Genomic DNA, 15,264 nt, shown 5'->3' with positions numbered 1-15,264 from the left:
GCTTAAAGCGGTGGCAAAGTAGTCAGAGCATTTTGGCTTGAGCAAAGCGAAAGCCAGCGCCTTGAGACGCCGGCTTTTATTATCGGCTTATAGCCGATGTGCAAACCACCCGTTTGACAGGTGGTTATGATAATTAAATTTAATAAATGACATCTTTGCATAAGTGATATAATATAGTCTCCAAATGCAAAATTAAAGTGCATGATTACTTCTTAGTTCTATAAAGAAAAGAGGGAAGTAAATGAAAATTTTTAAAATAATTTTAATTACTGTGTCTTTAGTAATGACCATTGTAAATGTCTGGAAGGCAGTTACAGCTAACTTAGTTGTTAATTGGCTGAATTTAACCAGTTTAGCGCCAATATTAATAGCGCTATATTACGAATGGGATTGGTTATTTATAAAATTGAATCAGGTTAAAAGTTGGATTCTTAATAAAACGGTTAGGTTTAATGTTTCTTTCCATCTTAACTTGGATGAGGATGATTTGAGAGTTAGTGATATTGAGCAAAAACTATCAGAGGCCTTGAAATACGCCATGCAACAGAATGATTTACAATATCATAAGCAAAAAAGGATCTCACTCCCTTATACTAAAGCTATACTAGTAACAAAAGACAGATTAATGTTTCCGTTGGAGATTATAGGGGGCGACAATGAAACACCAATAGTAATCTCAATGAACTATCAAGTTTCATCTAAAAATATAAATCAATGTTGGAAAATCTTTCAAGATTTTGAAGATAAGTTCACTTCTAAGTTCATAGCCACAAAACAAAGGTATGATATTTTATTAGATTTTTCTGCTAGTAAGCAAAATCCATTTTATAGATTAACTTTAAAAGCTTTAGATAAGAAAACAGTGAATGATTTTAATTTGAATTTTACTGAGGGTAGTATGCGAGTTGATATTTCTAATAATCAATTACATGCTTCTTCAGATAAGCTTAGTGATTTGGATGAAATTTTGCGAGAATACGTGCCATTAACACATGTTATTTAATAATTTCTAATTCTTTCATTACATCGATAGAAAATTCAAGCATTGGTTTTTCTTTAGATTGATAGTTGAATAGATTTGTATACGAAACGATAGTTCCAGATTTAGAAATCATTATTGTATAGGATTTGCCTCCCAAGTCTAACTCGCCAACGATTTGTGTTGCATCATCATTTACAATTGCGTTATACGCTTCTGTATTATCTATGAGGTCATGGCCATTAAATGCTTTGTGGTCTACCCCAACATCATTACTATCAAAGCGGATACCTCTAGTTGTATTAAGATGACTCGAAATTGAATCAAAATCCAAAATTGGAGCCTTGTATTCACATTCTACACCGTCCATTTTAGAAAGAGCTTTGAGAAACGCCTTTGTGATTGGAGTTGTAGCTTCCGAAAAAAGCAATTGTTTTTTCGGACTATAATATATGTTAAAACTAAAACTTTTTTTATAAGAACTAAACTCTTTATAATCATCTAACTCGTTAATGAACACGGTAATATCATCAGAAATATCTTTAGAAAAGCTACATTGGTAAATATCGAATGTACTTCCGGAAATGGTAAGAGTGGCAGAAGATTTTGAAATATTTCCCAGAGGAACCTTAGCATTCTTAATTTCCAATGGGCCATCACTTGGTAATGAAAAATTTGTTATAGTTCTTACTGAAATAGAATGTGCTACCATAGTTATAAATTCCTTTCTGATGTTAAAATGTCTTTTTTACTTCTTAAATTGTTTTCCACAATTCATGCATACAAAATCGGTTTTCTTTGAATTCTTACCAGCAAGTGATCCAACTCTACCAACCAAAATGGTCCCACCAACTGCCTTGCTAACTGAAAATTCTTTCTTGTGAACTCCGAGTGGTTGTACATTTGTACTTCTACACTTGGTGCATTTTATTTTGTTACGGTTTTTAAGTTGATGTTTTTGAATCTTAAGTTGGTTCTTTTGAAGTTTCAACTCGTTCTTCTGCATCTTTGCTTCACGTTTTTGTTCTTTTGTTGCTTGACGTTCAGCTTTTCTTGTTTTAGCTTGTTCTCTTATTTCCTCAAACTTTTGCTTTTATCCTTAGCAATTTCTTCTGGTGTACGTGTGTCCCCATGACGACCCAAATCGCTATGAAACAAATTCTTCCCAACCAAGGAATATTGAATGAACAAATATTTATTAGCCCAATGAGGAATCCGGCGACTAGTCCGGTTGCAAAACCACCAGAAGGATCGCCTTTCCAAAATCGTGGTTCTTTCTTATCACTTTCAGTATTCATTACCCCCATTTAATATCGCTGATTTTGATCATAGTCGGGCATGCTTTGTCCATTAGCCCATGATTGATCTCGTTTAGCTACCCAATTTTGGAAGTTTTGTGTTTCACTGCCATCAAGATTTTCGATACCTTGTTTAACGTTCCAATCATGTTGGAGTCTACCAGTTTCAGCTTGAACTTTCGGATCACCGCTAGAAGTAGGGGAACTAGTACCGTTAGAATTAAAGTGAGGTACTTGGATATTTGATGCTGAACTAGTTGAAGTGTTAGCTGATGGAATATTAATATCTAAATTATTCGAATCAGTATCTTGATCATCTGAACTTACAAGATTTAATGAAAAATCATCATCTTGATTTTCGTCATGAGTATGATGTTTTTTCGCGCTGGATGATTCAGTGGTTTGCTTATTATTTTTCTGTGATGCTGAGTGACTACAACCTGCTAGCGATAGGCCAGCAACAACAGCAATACAAATAAGACCTATTTTCTTCATAAATTACTCCCTAATAATTACAGCTTTTAACGACATCAGATTTTGGTCGTTATGTATCCGGCGAATTGCTGATGATAATTATTGTTGGTCTATATTCTTAGTTTTCTTGTTTGCTGCTAAATGCCATACAAGGAAACCAATGCCGATGATGAAGGATAATCATGATCAAATGACAAGATCAGAGTAGCTTCCAGCATTAAAGCCCATCATTGAAGCCATAATCATCATTACAAGGCCAGCGATGTCACCACTAAGTCCTTGCGAGCGCAGATGTAAACAATTCTAGAAGCAAGGTACATATTTCAACTTTATTTAAGGCGGTATTATTTATATTGACGTATCGAGCAAGCTTTGTTTAATTGCAACCTTTACAAAGTGTAACAGTTGCTTAACGAGCCCGTTCGGCACGATCAGAATGAGAAGTATAAACTTCATAGGGGAATTCACCTCTTTTGCGCGTAAGGTTTGATCGTTACTCCCGACACGCAATAGCTATTGTACCATAATTTATTTATACTATAATATACATATCAAATGAGAAACGCCGGCATGCAAAGTGGATTCAGTTCGTTACTTAATCCGTACCGGTAAATAGGGTGCCTTAATCGGCATCCTTTTTTGTTTTAAATTAAAATACTCACCACAATCATGATTGCAGTGAGTAGTCAAAGTAAATTAATTTTAAAAAACATTTTTCATTAATGTAGTACGGGAGATTTTGATAGGTAGTGATTTCGGTGATTGGTTTAGTTCTTTAAATCGAAAAAGTCTCCCATTTCCTTAAGGCTGCGATCTTCTTTTGAACGACCTTTATTAATAACGGCTGTTTGAATTTGGTGATAGAAAGTAAGCGCTTCTTCGTATGCTTCCTTGTAAACCCTTAATTTGTCTTCAGTGGTAAGATCAGGTGAACTTTGCACGCAAGCTAAAGCAAACTTAGCAGGGTCGATTCGATAATTGGTTAAGTCCATTTCTTTCACTTCCTTCCCTTAGCAATAATTATAACAGCGGTGATTGATAAATACTGTTAAGAAGGCTTGCGTGAAATTTTCTTATTGCGTAGCTAGTTCTTTTATTTTATAGTTAAGACTAGAATTATCACTTGATGAGGTGACATGTGATGAATTACGAGGAGCTATTTCAAAAAATTGATAAGTGGGCGCATGAACGTGGGATTGACCACGCGGATCCACGTGTCGAATTTATGAAGATGGCAGAAGAGCTTGGCGAACTTTCTAGTGCATATAATAAAGAAAATCAGGCTAAGCTTATCGACAGCATCGGTGACTTACAGATTGCATTGCTAATCTTTTGTAAATTAGTGGGTGTTGACCATCAACAAGCGCTTACTGCTGCTTATCAAGAAATTGCAAAGCGAACGGGTAAGACAACTGCCGATGGGGTATTCATCAAAGAAAGCGACCTTAAATCAAGAAATAAAAAGGAGAAATAGCTGTGAAATTTATTTCGTGGAACATTGATTCAATTAATGCAGCACTAACTGGAACCTCTGTACGAGCAGGGGAAACGCGGGAAGTATTAAAAAAGATTGCAGCGATGAAGCCAGATGTCATCGCCATTCAAGAGACCAAGCTGTCAAAGAATGGGCCAACTAAGAAGCATTTAACGGTTTTACAAGAATTATTCCCCAATTATGAAGTGGCATGGCGAAGTTCCGTTGAGCCAGCACGGAAAGGGTATGCGGGAACCATGTACCTTTATTTAGCCCAATATGAGCCCAAAGTAACTTATCCTAAAATTAATGCGCCAGAACCAATGGATGATGAAGGAAGAATCATTACCCTTGAATTTCCAGACTTCTATGTTACGGAAGTGTATACCCCAAATTCCGGCAATGAGCTTAAGCGGTTAGATGAGCGCCAAACATGGGATGATTGTTACCGAGACTACTTGCATGAGCTTGACCAGCAAAAACCGGTGATTGCTAGTGGTGATTTTAATGTGGCTCATGAAGAGATTGATTTAGCTCATCCAGCAACCAACCATCATTCAGCTGGCTTTACTGATGAAGAACGTACACATTTCTCAAAACTATTAGCTGCTGGCTTTACTGATAGTTTCCGTCACCTCCACCCTGACGAAAAGGGAGTTTATTCTTGGTGGGCACAACGGGTAATTACCAGCAAACAAAATAACTCTGGCTGGCGGATTGATTACTGGTTAGTCAGTGACCGGCTTGCTGATAAGATTACAGAAGCGGGGATGATCGATAGTGGAGAACGCCGCGATCATACGCCAATTATTTTAGAAATTGACCTTTAAATGAAAATAAGAGATTTGGAACACCAGCTTTGTCCCAAATCTCTTATTTTGTTATTTATCCCAAATAATATGGTGGTTATCATTCTTGGCAGTGTGGCCAATTACTTTTCCATTCAAGTAAACAGTAGTTGGACAGCCCTTTTGAATGTCTTTTTCAGATAACTTCTTAAGGTCGTTGTCTGCTAATGTGCCATACACACCATTTTGCAAATCTTGAATCAAAAGTGAACGACGGGCTTTAGGCAATTGATAAATGTCATCATTAACGTCAATTTTAATCTTATTGTCCCGCGAATAGGTAATATCCTTGATTGAAGAAAAGCCTTTGAATGTTTTATCATTCTGCTCATACTGTTGACAATTGCCTAAATAATCAGCAATATAACGATTAGCTAAATCATTCTTTTCCTTTGTCATCTCAGCAGCATAGGCAACACTGGTTGATTGAAAAAAGGTAGTGCTAAGTCCAGTACTAGTTCCAACAGTAATACCGGCAAGAGCGAGTATAAGGCCCTTAGAAACTTTATTCATAATGTAAATCTCCTCATCAATAAATATCGTCCTCTTAATTATGATCATTTTATGGGAAATAAACAAGGGAAAATAATTAAGAATAAGATTAGTAGATTGAATTATCATCTCTATCTTCAAACTAGTGTATAATATTTACTAAACCCATTACTAAAAGAGGTGAAAAATGATGGCGACAATTAAAGAAATTGCGGAAAAATCAGGATATTCACCAGCAACGGTATCGCGCCTTTTGAATAATGACCAAAATTTATCGATCAGTCCAAGCACTCGCAATAAGATAATGACGGTGGCTAATGAGCTTGGCTATTGGAACAACCACAAGAAAAACTCTCAGCAGCAACCAATCCGTCCTAATCTTGCTTTATTGTATCGGGTAAGCGGTGAAGAACAACTACAAGATGAATATTTTGCGTTTTTGCGAAATGCAATTATTAAAGAAGTCGATGAAGCTGGGGCGCAAGTTGAAATCTTTAGTAATATCAAAGATTTAATTGCGGCGGCTGATTCGTTCCAAGGATTTATTGGCGTGGGTGCGGACCGGGTAACGCAAGACCAGCTTATCGAACTCCATCAATACTTACCACATGGGGTTTTTGTTGATATAAATCCGATGCCGCAATTATTTGATTCTGTTCAACCTAACCTTGAATTAACGATTCAGGATGCTCTTCATCGCCTCACCAAAGCAGGCTATGAACGAATCGGCTTCATTGGCGGAAAAGGCCTTAATCTCAATAACGTCCAACAAGCTGATGCCCGTGAAATCGCCTTTCGTGAATTTACAGGGATGCAAGGGATAAAAGAAGCGCCATTATATGTGGACGGACCATTTAATGTTAAAAACGGGTATCAACTTGGTAAACGGGTTCTTGAACAAAGCGGTGATAATTTACCAGAAGCCTTTATTATTGCCTCTGATACGTTAAGTGTTGGTGTTCTCCAGGCTTTTAATGAAGCAGGGGTAATTGTGCCACGTGATACTGTCGTGATTAGCATCAATAACAGTGAAGTTGCTAAGTATGTTTCACCGCCGTTAACGTCCTACAATATCAATCAAGAAACACTTAGTCGGATGGCGATTAACCTTCTCCAAGATTTAATAACCCATCCCCAGCGTCCGCACGTTCATCTGACAGTAAATACTGATATTGTTTTTCGTAAAAGCTTTCCCAAAGAAAATAAGTAGCTAATCAGTATTCGTATCAGCGATTCACGGATTAGCTACTTTTTTATATCTTCTCTAGTAATGGATTTACTTTTTAAATTAATATTTACTAAATCCGACTAAAGAATTATAATGTATTTGTAAGCGATTACAGAAAGCTGTAGTTTGGAGGTTGTAAATATGACACATAGCCATAAGCTCACGGGGAAGCAACTTATTTCTCGTGCTTCGTTTTGCTTTGGTAACCTAGGGCACTCCGCATTTTATGGGGTAATGAGTACTTACTTTATTATCTTTGTAACAAGCGGAATGTTCGCGGGACTAAGCAAAACGGTTGCTAATAAACTAATTGGGTTGATTACTGGGTTGATTGTTTCTGTCCGGATTTTAGAATTATTAATTGATCCGCTATTAGGAAATATTGTTGATAATACGAAGACTCGGTGGGGAAAATTTAAGCCGTGGATTTTAATGGGAAATATCGTTAGTGCGATTCTGTTGTTAATCCTCTTTACCGGAATCTTTGGCTTAGCAAAATATAATTGGGTTCTTTTTGCCATTCTATTTGTTATTATTTTCATTACGTTTGATATTTTCTACTCATTTTCTGATGTTTCGTATTGGGGAATGGTACCCGCTTTAAGTGAAGATTCTGAAGAGCGGGGTGTTTATACCGCTCTCGGTGCCTTTGCGGGAACACTTGGTTGGAATGGATTAACGATTATCGTGGTACCGATTGTAACGACCTTTACTTATTTAGCTACTGGTCATCATCGGCAGGGGCCTGCTGGTTGGTTTGCTTTCGCTGCCATCATTTCGGCATTAGCTGTTATCTGTGCCTTGGTTGTTTGTGTTGGGACGAAAGAAAATTACAATGTGATTCGTAAGTCTGCTCAAGATAAGACAACTATTCGGGAAGTTTTTTCAGCAATTTTTCACAATGACCAAATCTTATGGCCAAGTTTGGCATATTTACTTTATTCATGTGCCTATGTTGTAACTAATGGTGTCCTTTTCTACCTTTACAAGTTTGTTATTGGTAAACCTGGTGAATTCTGGATTGTTGGGGTCATCGCTACGATTATTGGTTTCTGTACTAGTCCCCTTTATCCTATTTTGAATAAATTTATTCCACGAAAATGGCTATTCATTGGTGGCCAGGTCTGCATGAGTTTAGCATATTTAATCTTTATTTTTGCCCGCTCTAATGTTTTAATGATGGACTTTGGATTGGTCTTGTTTAACATTAATTTTGCCCAATTGGTAACAGTCTTAACATTAACGGATGCAATTGAATATGGCCAATTAAAGTCTGGTCAACGAAATGAAGCGGTTGTTCTTGCTGTGCGACCAATGATTGATAAATTAACAGGGGCGATCTCAAATGGCCTTGTCGGTTATATCGCAATCGCAGCCGGAATGACGGGGAGCGCGACTGCTGCTGACATGACAGGTCATGATATTCGGACTTTCGATAGTATGGCATTCTATATCCCGCTGGCATTAGCTGTTTTGTCAATTTTTGTCTTCCTTTTTAAGGTGAAATTGAGTGAAAAAGTTCATGCGGAAGTAGTTGAAGAATTAAAGGATAAATTAGCACAAGGAGAACTGACAAGTGAAGCGTCGACATCATCGACTGGTCTTAAAGAAGAAACGATTTATGCCCCAACAGATGGCGAATTAGTCGCAATGAAAGAAGTCGTCGATCGTGATGGTCAACCGTTCCCCGGCAAGGGCTTTGCGATTAAGCCAACGAGTGATAAATTGTATGCCCCATTTGACGGTAAGATTAACTTTACGTTTGGCACCCGTCATGCGTTTGGCATTACTTCTGACAAGGGGTTAGAAATGATTGTTCATATTGGTGTCGGGACTGTGAACATGCGTGGTGAAGGCTTCAATGCCCATTATAATGACGGTCAAATCGTTAAAAAGGGGCAGCTACTCTTTGACTTTGATCGTGAATTGATTAGACAAAGAGGGTACGAAGACTGGGTAATTACTTTCTTTGCGCAACCACATAATATTGAAGCAACAGCTGGTTTTACTCCCGGAAAGCTTGTTAAACATGGCGATAAAGTAGTAACAGTAAAATTTAAATAAGGTGAGAAAATGATGAAGAGAGAATTACCTCATTTCTTATATGGTGGCGACTATAATCCGGAACAGTGGCCAGAAGAAACGTGGGCTGAAGATATTAAAGTATTTAAACAGGCAGATATAAATTCCGCCACGATCAATGTTTTTTCATGGGCCTTGCTTGAACCGCAGGAGGGAAAATATGATTTTACCAAGCTTGATAAGATTATCAAAGAATTAACGGCAACTGATTTTGATATCGTTCTTGCAACTTCAACCGCCGCAATGCCCGCTTGGATGTTTAAGAAATACCCAGATGTTGCGCGGGTTGACTACCAAGGACGCCGCCATGTATTTGGTGCCCGGCATAACTTTTGCCCAAGCAGTAAGAATTACCGGCGCTTAGCGAAAAATCTTGTTGAACAGCTTGCTAAAAGGTATGGCGATAATCCGCATATTGTTGCTTGGCATGTTAATAATGAATATGGTGGCAATTGTTATTGTGAAGAATGCCAAACAGAATTTCAGCAATGGTTAAAGGCGCGCTATCAAACCTTGGATAACCTTAATCATGCATGGAATATGAATGTGTGGAGTCATACAATTTATGACTGGGATGAGATTGTTGTGCCCAATGAACTTGGTGATGCATGGGGCCCAGAAGGATCGGAAACAATTGTCGCCGGACTTTCAATTGATTATTTACGTTTTCAATCGACCCAAATGCTTGATTTATTTAAGATGGAAAAGCAAATCATTGAAAAATATGATCCAACGACCTTAGTCACTACTAACTTTCATAGTCTGCCCAATAAAATGATTGATTATCAGCAGTGGGCGAGTGCGCAGGACATCATATCATATGATAGTTATCCGGCTTATGATGCACCGGTTTATCAGCCAGCATTCTTATATGATTTGATGCGTTCCTTAAAACACCAGCCGTTTATGTTGATGGAATCCACGCCATCCCAAGTTAACTGGCAACCATATAGCCCATTAAAACGTCCGGGACAGATGGCGGCCACTGAATTACAGGCAGTTGCGCATGGTGCGGATACCGTTCAATTTTTCCAGTTGAAGCAGGCATTGGGCGGATCAGAAAAGTTTCATGGTGCCGTGATTAGTCATGCCAACCGGACTGATACCCGGGCATTTAAGGAAGTGGCAAAATTAGGTCATGATTTAAGAAAAGTGGGCCCGGTTATTAAGAATTCTCAGACTAAAGCGCGGGTGGCTCTTATCTTTGACTGGAGTAATTTCTGGTCCTTTGAGTATGTCGATGGTATTACCCAGGACCTAAAATATGTACCAATTATTCTTGATTATTACCGGCAATTTTATGAACTGAATATTCCAACTGATGTAATTTCGGTTGATGATGATTTTAGTCAGTATGATCTTATAGTCGCCCCCGTTCTTTACATGATTAAGGATGGCTTAGGGCAAAAAATTACGGATTATGTTGCTAACGGTGGTAATTTTATTACTAGTTTTATGTCCGGAATGGTAAATGAATCCGATAATATCTATCCGGGCGGTTATCCCGGACCATTAAAAGATGTAATGGGGCTGTGGGTTGAAGAAAGCGATGCAATCCTTCCTGATAAAGATGTTAAATTAGCAATGACGCCCGGAAATGAATTAACTGGACATTTGATAGCAGATTTAATTCGCCTTAATGGGGCCCATGTCTTGGCTAAATACGCTAGTGAATTTTATGCTGGGACTCCCGCGGTAACCGAGAATACCTATTCAAAAGGGAAAGCATGGTATGTTGGTAGTCGCCTTGACCATGCTAGTCTCCGTAAGATTATTATGCATGTTGTTGATGATGTGCATCTTTCCGCGTTAGCCAAAGAGCCAACAGAACTGGAGATAACAAAACGCCAAAATTCAGCAGGTCAGGATATTTACTTTGTCCTTAATATGGGAAAGGGTAAACAACCATTACCAGTAGAATTTCAAAAGGGTTATCGAGACCTTTTGACTGGCGATTCACCTGAAACGATGCTTGATTCGTGGGATGTTGAGATCTTGGTTCAAGAATAAAAAAACGGCTAAGACTGAGAAATGGAATTTTCTTAGTCTTAGCCGTTTTAATTTACCCTCGTCAATAACTTATCTGCTACCAACTTCAACATCTTTCGGGTATGCTTATCTGCTAATTGATCAATTTCGGTTTGCGCTTTTTGTGTAAACTTAGTAGCAATTTCTTGTGCCTGTTTAACACCACCATGAGTAATAACAATCTTTTGGACTTTTTCCATATCTTCAATCGTCATTTGGCGTTTCTTGGCAAGTAACGGTTCTAATTCATGCCGATGATTTTGCAAGGTTAAAAGAAGAGGGAGGGAGTAAACGCCAGTTGCTAAATCTTCCAAAACAGGCTTGTTAAGGCGTTCATCCCCCGAATAATCAAGAATATCATCCAATATCTGGAAGCTGATCCCGATGTTTTGCCCAATTCTTTTTGCTAAGTTGATGGTCCGACGATCTCCATGACCAAAATAGGCCCCTTCTTCAGCGGCAAGACTAAAGATAGCAGCCGTTTTGCCGTTTACATTGCGATAATAATCGAGTAATGATTGGTCAAGATCAAAGCGATTATCCATCTGTCCGAGTTCTCCAGTAAGAATTTTGCGCATTGTCCGGGCATTTCGTGTCAGATAGGGAGATCCAGTCATCGTTTCTACGAGGAGGTCAAAGAAGATAGTAAAAAGGAAGTCTCCCGTATAGACAGCCGTATCTTTACCAAAAGCAGCTTGAACACTGACGGCTCCACGACGTTTAGGTGAATCATCAATAATATCGTCATGAATCAAAGTAGCCATGTGTAAAACCTCAAGTGAAGAGGCAATTTTAATTAGTTTTTCTTGCTCAGCTGCAGTTTGATGATTGATATTTGCAAATAAAAGGAAGAATGCTGGACGAAGGTATTTACCACCATTTGAAGCCATTTGTTGTAGGGCATCGTGTAGTTGGGGATTTTTAATTGTAATCCGGTCATTAATTGTTTGATTTACTTTACCTAGTGCGTTATTAATCGCCGGATAGGTATGGAAAAAATGTTGTTTCATTAATCGATAATTCCTTTGTTATGGTGTACCATCTATATTGTACCGAACAACTAAGGAATTATGAAAGGAAAATTTACTAAATGTCGTTAAATGTTTTTTTGGAATTAGTAGAAATTAAGGCCAAAACTGCCAGTATCTTACCGATGCTCCTCGGAGTTTGCCTTAGTGTCTATTATTATCATTCACTAAACCTGCTAAATTCAGTTTTGTTTTTCATTGCAATGCTATTATTCAATATGGCGGTTGATATGATGGATAATTATAATGATTATAACCATGCCATTGATACCGTTGATTATAAGAAAAATACAAATATTATCGGGCGGGAAAATATTTCACCGCGTTTAGTTCTCGGTCTCTTGCTTGCCTTTAGTATAGTAGCCGGCTTAATCGGAATCTATTTAGTTACCCGTGTTGGTCTTCCACTATTATGGATGGGAATCTTTTGTTTTGCGATCGGTATTCTTTACTCTTCAGGTCCTTTCCCTTTATCAGGGTTGCCAGTTGGTGAATTTGCCTCGGGATTTACAATGGGGTTCATGATTACCCTTATTTCTGTCTTTATTAATGTTGGCCCGCAATTTACATGGTCCTGGGCAAATATCGGGGTCGTCTTTCTCGTTGCTTTACCGGATGAATTATGGATTTCCAACCTATTATTAGCAAATAATATTTGTGATGCGGGTGAAGATGAAGACAATCGCCGTCATACAGTTATTCACTTTATTGGGCAGAAAAATGGTCTATATGCATTTGCTATTAAGAACGTTTTAGCATTTTTAGCTATTATTTTCGCCGCGGTTCTTCATTTCACGCCATGGACAGTCTTGTTAACCTTATTGATTATCCCATTTGTGGTTAAGCAAACAAGAATGTTATTTGCTAAGCAAGTTAAGAAAGAGACATTCCCATGTGCAGTTAAAATACTATTAATTGGCTCACTGGTTCAAGTCGTAACGTTTGCGATTGGATTGATTTAAAATAGAGCAGAGTTAAATGAAATTTATTCAAAGGTTTCATTTAACTCTGCTTTTTCTAATATTAATCGAAAATTGCATATGCGCGAACGGGAAATCCTGGAGCCTTTTCAGGTTTTGCAACTGAAATATTAATTACAGCACCAGTTGTTGGTACCTGATCCAAATTATCCAATAATTCAACCTGGTAGTGACCATGAGACAGGACATAGTATTCGCCAACTAATCCATTTTGCTGCTTAGTTGCTGTATCTGTATCAAAAGTCTCATGTCCATTTGCAGTAGCGTGGCGTGTCTCATAAATATACTTTAAGGCTTCTAGTGACCATCCAGGATAATGATTCTGACCATTTTTATCTTTATTTTCGAACTTTTCTTGTGATGGCCAGCGTTTTCCCCAATCAGTACGAAGAGCAACAAATGATCCTGCTGGAATGGGTCCATTTTGTTTTTCCCAATCTTTAATATCCGCAACTGTTAGGCTAGCATCTGGGTTGGCGGCTGCCTTTTGATGATGATCAATGATAACTAATGGTAAAACAAGATCTTTGAGTTCTAGATCCTCGACATAGCGATCATCATCCTTGTAAAAGTGAACTGGCGGATCAATGTGTGTACCATATTGTCCAGCAAATGTATATTCTTTAACGAAAAAGCCATCTGCATGAGTAAAAATTGTTTCAAATTTTGCGGGCTTGAATGATGGAAATCGCGGACTAGCTGGGCCAAAAGTATGGGTTAGGTCTACCCAGTGTTTTTGCTTAAGTTTAGCGATTAGCTCTTGTGTTGATGATAATTGTTGAGTCATATTTTTTCCTCCTTAATTTAACCCCAAACTTCTTTAGCAATATCTTTAATTAGTGCGATCTTTGCCCACTGTTGTTTTTCAGTCAGGATATTCCCTTCTTCTGTTGAAGCGAAACCGCATTGTGGACTTAAACAAAGCTTATCGAGGGGGTGAAACTTAGCTGCTTCATGAATGCGATTAATTATTACTTCACGATCCTCAAGCTGGCCGGATTTAGATGTAACTAGTCCTAATACGACATACTTATCATTAGGTACTTTTTCAAGTGGCTCGAATCCGCCAGCTCGTTCAGTGTCATATTCTAAATAAAAAGCAGTTACATTTTCCTTGGTAAAAAGTGGATCAGCAACTGGACCATAACCGCCAGTAGCAGCCCATGTTGAATGGTAATTGCCGCGACAATCATGAGTATTAATAGTTAAATCGTGCGGCTGATCAGAAATAATAGCATTATTTAGTTCAACAGACGTCTCTTCTAATTTCTCAAGTTGTTGAATATTAAAACCAGCAGATTTGATATGTTCAGGATGTTGGGCAAAATCGGCATATGCTGACCAGGTGCAATCATCTAACTGCAATGTTCTACATCCAGCCGCATATAGGTCGGCGATTACTTGGCGATAAGCAGTTACAAGATCTGCCGCAAAAGCATCAAATGACGGATAATATTTATTGACACTAGCAATGTTTTCTGGGCGCAAAAATTCAAAGAAAGCTTGAGCAGGCGAAGGGATTGTTTGTTTAACCTGCGTGCCAGTACTAACATGGTCACGTGTAAATTTAAAGTGCTCAACAAAGGGATGATTATTTCCGCTTACTTTACCGACTAACTTTGCCGTTTCAGCTCTTGTTGTTTCATCGTGAAACTCATAGCCTGCATTAGAAGTTGACTGTTCAATTCCCTCCAATCCCCAAATAAAGTCGAGGTGCCACCAGCTACGACGGAATTCACCATCAGTAACGGCGTGTAAACCGGCTGCTTCTTCTTGCTTAATTAAGTCAATAATAGCTTTATCCTCAATTGTGGTTAATTCTGCTTTCGTAATTTTTCCCGCCTGATATTTCGTACGAGCTTCCTTTAATTCTTTTGGACGTAAGAAGCTGCCAACAATATCAAAGCGAAATGGTGATACGGTTCTCTTAGTAAATTCAGTCATAATAGTGACTCCTTTCGTAAAATAAAAAAGCCCCTAGAACTAACTTTAACTTGTTAGTTCTAGGGACGCATAATGATTAGATATCGATAACGTGTTACCACCCTATTTTAGCTTGACCTCACAGCCAAACTCTCTACAAGTACTCCAAGGGAATACCCAGGTGTTATAACGTACACCAGCCCGTAAGCTGCTTACAAATAGCTCACAACTTTCATCGCTCCAAGACCATCTTCACTGACTTTGCCAACGCTGCTTCCCATCATTCGCAGTTCTCTGGAGAAGGCGACCATCAATTACTCATCTTTTCATTGCGGTTATTAAATTGCTTGTCAGTATATTATAATCATTTTTTAATGTTGTCAATATTAATTTTTAATAATTTTAAAAAGGAGCGAGATAGTCATGAGTG

The 15,264-nt window shown here is 38.2% G+C and carries 14 protein-coding genes; 7 read left to right on the top strand and 7 right to left on the bottom strand.

Annotated elements, in window-relative coordinates; translation table 11 throughout:
• Positions 1-241 precede the first annotated feature (241 nt).
• Positions 242-1,003 carry a hypothetical protein gene (locus tag LMC10_RS01875; RefSeq protein ID WP_229268785.1) on the top strand — a complete coding sequence of 254 codons (762 nt, stop codon included), beginning with the start codon at positions 242-244 and terminating at the stop codon, positions 1,001-1,003.
• On the opposite strand, the gene LMC10_RS01870 is transcribed toward LMC10_RS01875, so the two are convergent.
• The 3 genes from LMC10_RS01870 to LMC10_RS01860 form a co-directional block, all read right to left on the bottom strand.
• Entirely contained in the window at positions 996-1,691 is a 696-nt protein-coding gene (locus LMC10_RS01870; RefSeq protein ID WP_229268784.1) for a hypothetical protein, read from the bottom strand. The genes LMC10_RS01875 and LMC10_RS01870 overlap by 8 nt on opposite strands.
• Before the next feature lie 595 nt (positions 1,692-2,286).
• A complete protein-coding gene (locus LMC10_RS01865) occupies positions 2,287-2,772 on the bottom strand; it encodes a hypothetical protein (protein ID WP_229268783.1) in 486 nt (161 codons plus the stop codon).
• Positions 2,773-3,518: 746 nt separating this feature from the next.
• Complete coding sequence (locus LMC10_RS01860) at positions 3,519-3,743, bottom strand: hypothetical protein (protein ID WP_019253313.1); 225 nt, start codon at positions 3,741-3,743, stop codon at positions 3,519-3,521.
• 149 nt (positions 3,744-3,892) lie between these two features.
• Here LMC10_RS01860 and LMC10_RS01855 point away from each other — a divergent pair, with 149 nt between their 5' ends.
• Together LMC10_RS01855 and LMC10_RS01850 are read left to right on the top strand one after the other, a co-directional pair.
• Positions 3,893-4,225: a MazG-like family protein gene (locus LMC10_RS01855; RefSeq protein WP_153701221.1), complete on the top strand. Its 333-nt coding sequence runs from the start codon at positions 3,893-3,895 to the stop codon at positions 4,223-4,225.
• Between the two features lie 2 nt (positions 4,226-4,227).
• Entirely contained in the window at positions 4,228-5,055 is an 828-nt protein-coding gene (locus LMC10_RS01850; RefSeq protein ID WP_019253311.1) for an exodeoxyribonuclease III, read from the top strand.
• 51 nt (positions 5,056-5,106) lie between these two features.
• Here LMC10_RS01850 and LMC10_RS01845 read toward each other — a convergent pair whose 3' ends face one another.
• The gene (locus LMC10_RS01845; protein ID WP_229268782.1) at positions 5,107-5,586 is read right to left on the bottom strand and encodes a hypothetical protein; all 480 of its coding nucleotides are present in this window, start codon (positions 5,584-5,586) and stop codon (positions 5,107-5,109) included.
• A 169-nt stretch (positions 5,587-5,755) separates the two neighbouring features.
• Here LMC10_RS01845 and LMC10_RS01840 point away from each other — a divergent pair, with 169 nt between their 5' ends.
• The 3 genes from LMC10_RS01840 to LMC10_RS01830 all read left to right on the top strand — a co-directional run bounded on the left by LMC10_RS01840 (position 5,756) and on the right by LMC10_RS01830 (position 10,885).
• The gene (locus LMC10_RS01840) at positions 5,756-6,775 is read left to right on the top strand and encodes a LacI family DNA-binding transcriptional regulator (RefSeq protein ID WP_229268787.1); all 1,020 of its coding nucleotides are present in this window, start codon (positions 5,756-5,758) and stop codon (positions 6,773-6,775) included.
• 159 nt (positions 6,776-6,934) lie between these two features.
• Positions 6,935-8,857, top strand: a complete 1,923-nt coding sequence (locus tag LMC10_RS01835) for a sugar MFS transporter (protein ID WP_229268781.1) — start codon at positions 6,935-6,937, stop codon at positions 8,855-8,857.
• 9 nt (positions 8,858-8,866) lie between these two features.
• Complete coding sequence (locus LMC10_RS01830; RefSeq protein WP_229268780.1) at positions 8,867-10,885, top strand: beta-galactosidase; 2,019 nt, start codon at positions 8,867-8,869, stop codon at positions 10,883-10,885.
• A gap of 47 nt (positions 10,886-10,932) precedes the next feature.
• On the opposite strand, the gene LMC10_RS01825 is transcribed toward LMC10_RS01830, so the two are convergent.
• Positions 10,933-11,913 carry a polyprenyl synthetase family protein gene (locus tag LMC10_RS01825; RefSeq protein ID WP_229268779.1) on the bottom strand — a complete coding sequence of 327 codons (981 nt, stop codon included), beginning with the start codon at positions 11,911-11,913 and terminating at the stop codon, positions 10,933-10,935.
• 80 nt (positions 11,914-11,993) lie between these two features.
• Between LMC10_RS01825 and LMC10_RS01820 the strand changes: the two genes are divergently transcribed.
• Positions 11,994-12,893, top strand: a complete 900-nt coding sequence (locus tag LMC10_RS01820; RefSeq protein WP_035153225.1) for a prenyltransferase — start codon at positions 11,994-11,996, stop codon at positions 12,891-12,893.
• 61 nt (positions 12,894-12,954) lie between these two features.
• Here LMC10_RS01820 and LMC10_RS01815 read toward each other — a convergent pair whose 3' ends face one another.
• On the bottom strand, positions 12,955-13,698 hold the full coding sequence (locus tag LMC10_RS01815) for a cyclase family protein (protein ID WP_229268778.1): 744 nt from the start codon (positions 13,696-13,698) through the stop codon (positions 12,955-12,957).
• Between the two features lie 17 nt (positions 13,699-13,715).
• Entirely contained in the window at positions 13,716-14,855 is a 1,140-nt protein-coding gene (locus LMC10_RS01810) for a 5-methyltetrahydropteroyltriglutamate--homocysteine S-methyltransferase (protein ID WP_229268777.1), read from the bottom strand.
• Between the last annotated feature and the right edge of the window lie 409 nt (positions 14,856-15,264).

It is taken from the genome of Limosilactobacillus reuteri subsp. simiae (assembly GCF_020784875.1).
GTDB classification, from domain to species: Bacteria; Bacillota; Bacilli; order Lactobacillales; family Lactobacillaceae; genus Limosilactobacillus; species Limosilactobacillus reuteri_H.
The sequence above is the reverse complement of the archived record's forward strand: the minus strand, read 5'-3'. Positions and strand labels throughout refer to the sequence as shown.

Coding starts and splice junctions, on each gene's coding strand:
- LMC10_RS01875 (WP_229268785.1), top strand. CDS start 242: ATGAAAATTTTTAAAATAATTTTAATTACTGTGTCTTTAGTAATGACC.
- LMC10_RS01870 (WP_229268784.1), bottom strand. CDS start 1,691: ATGGTAGCACATTCTATTTCAGTAAGAACTATAACAAATTTTTCATTA.
- LMC10_RS01865 (WP_229268783.1), bottom strand. CDS start 2,772: ATGAAGAAAATAGGTCTTATTTGTATTGCTGTTGTTGCTGGCCTATCG.
- LMC10_RS01860 (WP_019253313.1), bottom strand. CDS start 3,743: ATGGACTTAACCAATTATCGAATCGACCCTGCTAAGTTTGCTTTAGCT.
- LMC10_RS01855 (WP_153701221.1), top strand. CDS start 3,893: ATGAATTACGAGGAGCTATTTCAAAAAATTGATAAGTGGGCGCATGAA.
- LMC10_RS01845 (WP_229268782.1), bottom strand. CDS start 5,586: ATGAATAAAGTTTCTAAGGGCCTTATACTCGCTCTTGCCGGTATTACT.
- LMC10_RS01840 (WP_229268787.1), top strand. CDS start 5,756: ATGGCGACAATTAAAGAAATTGCGGAAAAATCAGGATATTCACCAGCA.
- LMC10_RS01835 (WP_229268781.1), top strand. CDS start 6,935: ATGACACATAGCCATAAGCTCACGGGGAAGCAACTTATTTCTCGTGCT.
- LMC10_RS01830 (WP_229268780.1), top strand. CDS start 8,867: ATGATGAAGAGAGAATTACCTCATTTCTTATATGGTGGCGACTATAAT.
- LMC10_RS01825 (WP_229268779.1), bottom strand. CDS start 11,913: ATGAAACAACATTTTTTCCATACCTATCCGGCGATTAATAACGCACTA.
- LMC10_RS01820 (WP_035153225.1), top strand. CDS start 11,994: ATGTCGTTAAATGTTTTTTTGGAATTAGTAGAAATTAAGGCCAAAACT.
- LMC10_RS01815 (WP_229268778.1), bottom strand. CDS start 13,698: ATGACTCAACAATTATCATCAACACAAGAGCTAATCGCTAAACTTAAG.
- LMC10_RS01810 (WP_229268777.1), bottom strand. CDS start 14,855: ATGACTGAATTTACTAAGAGAACCGTATCACCATTTCGCTTTGATATT.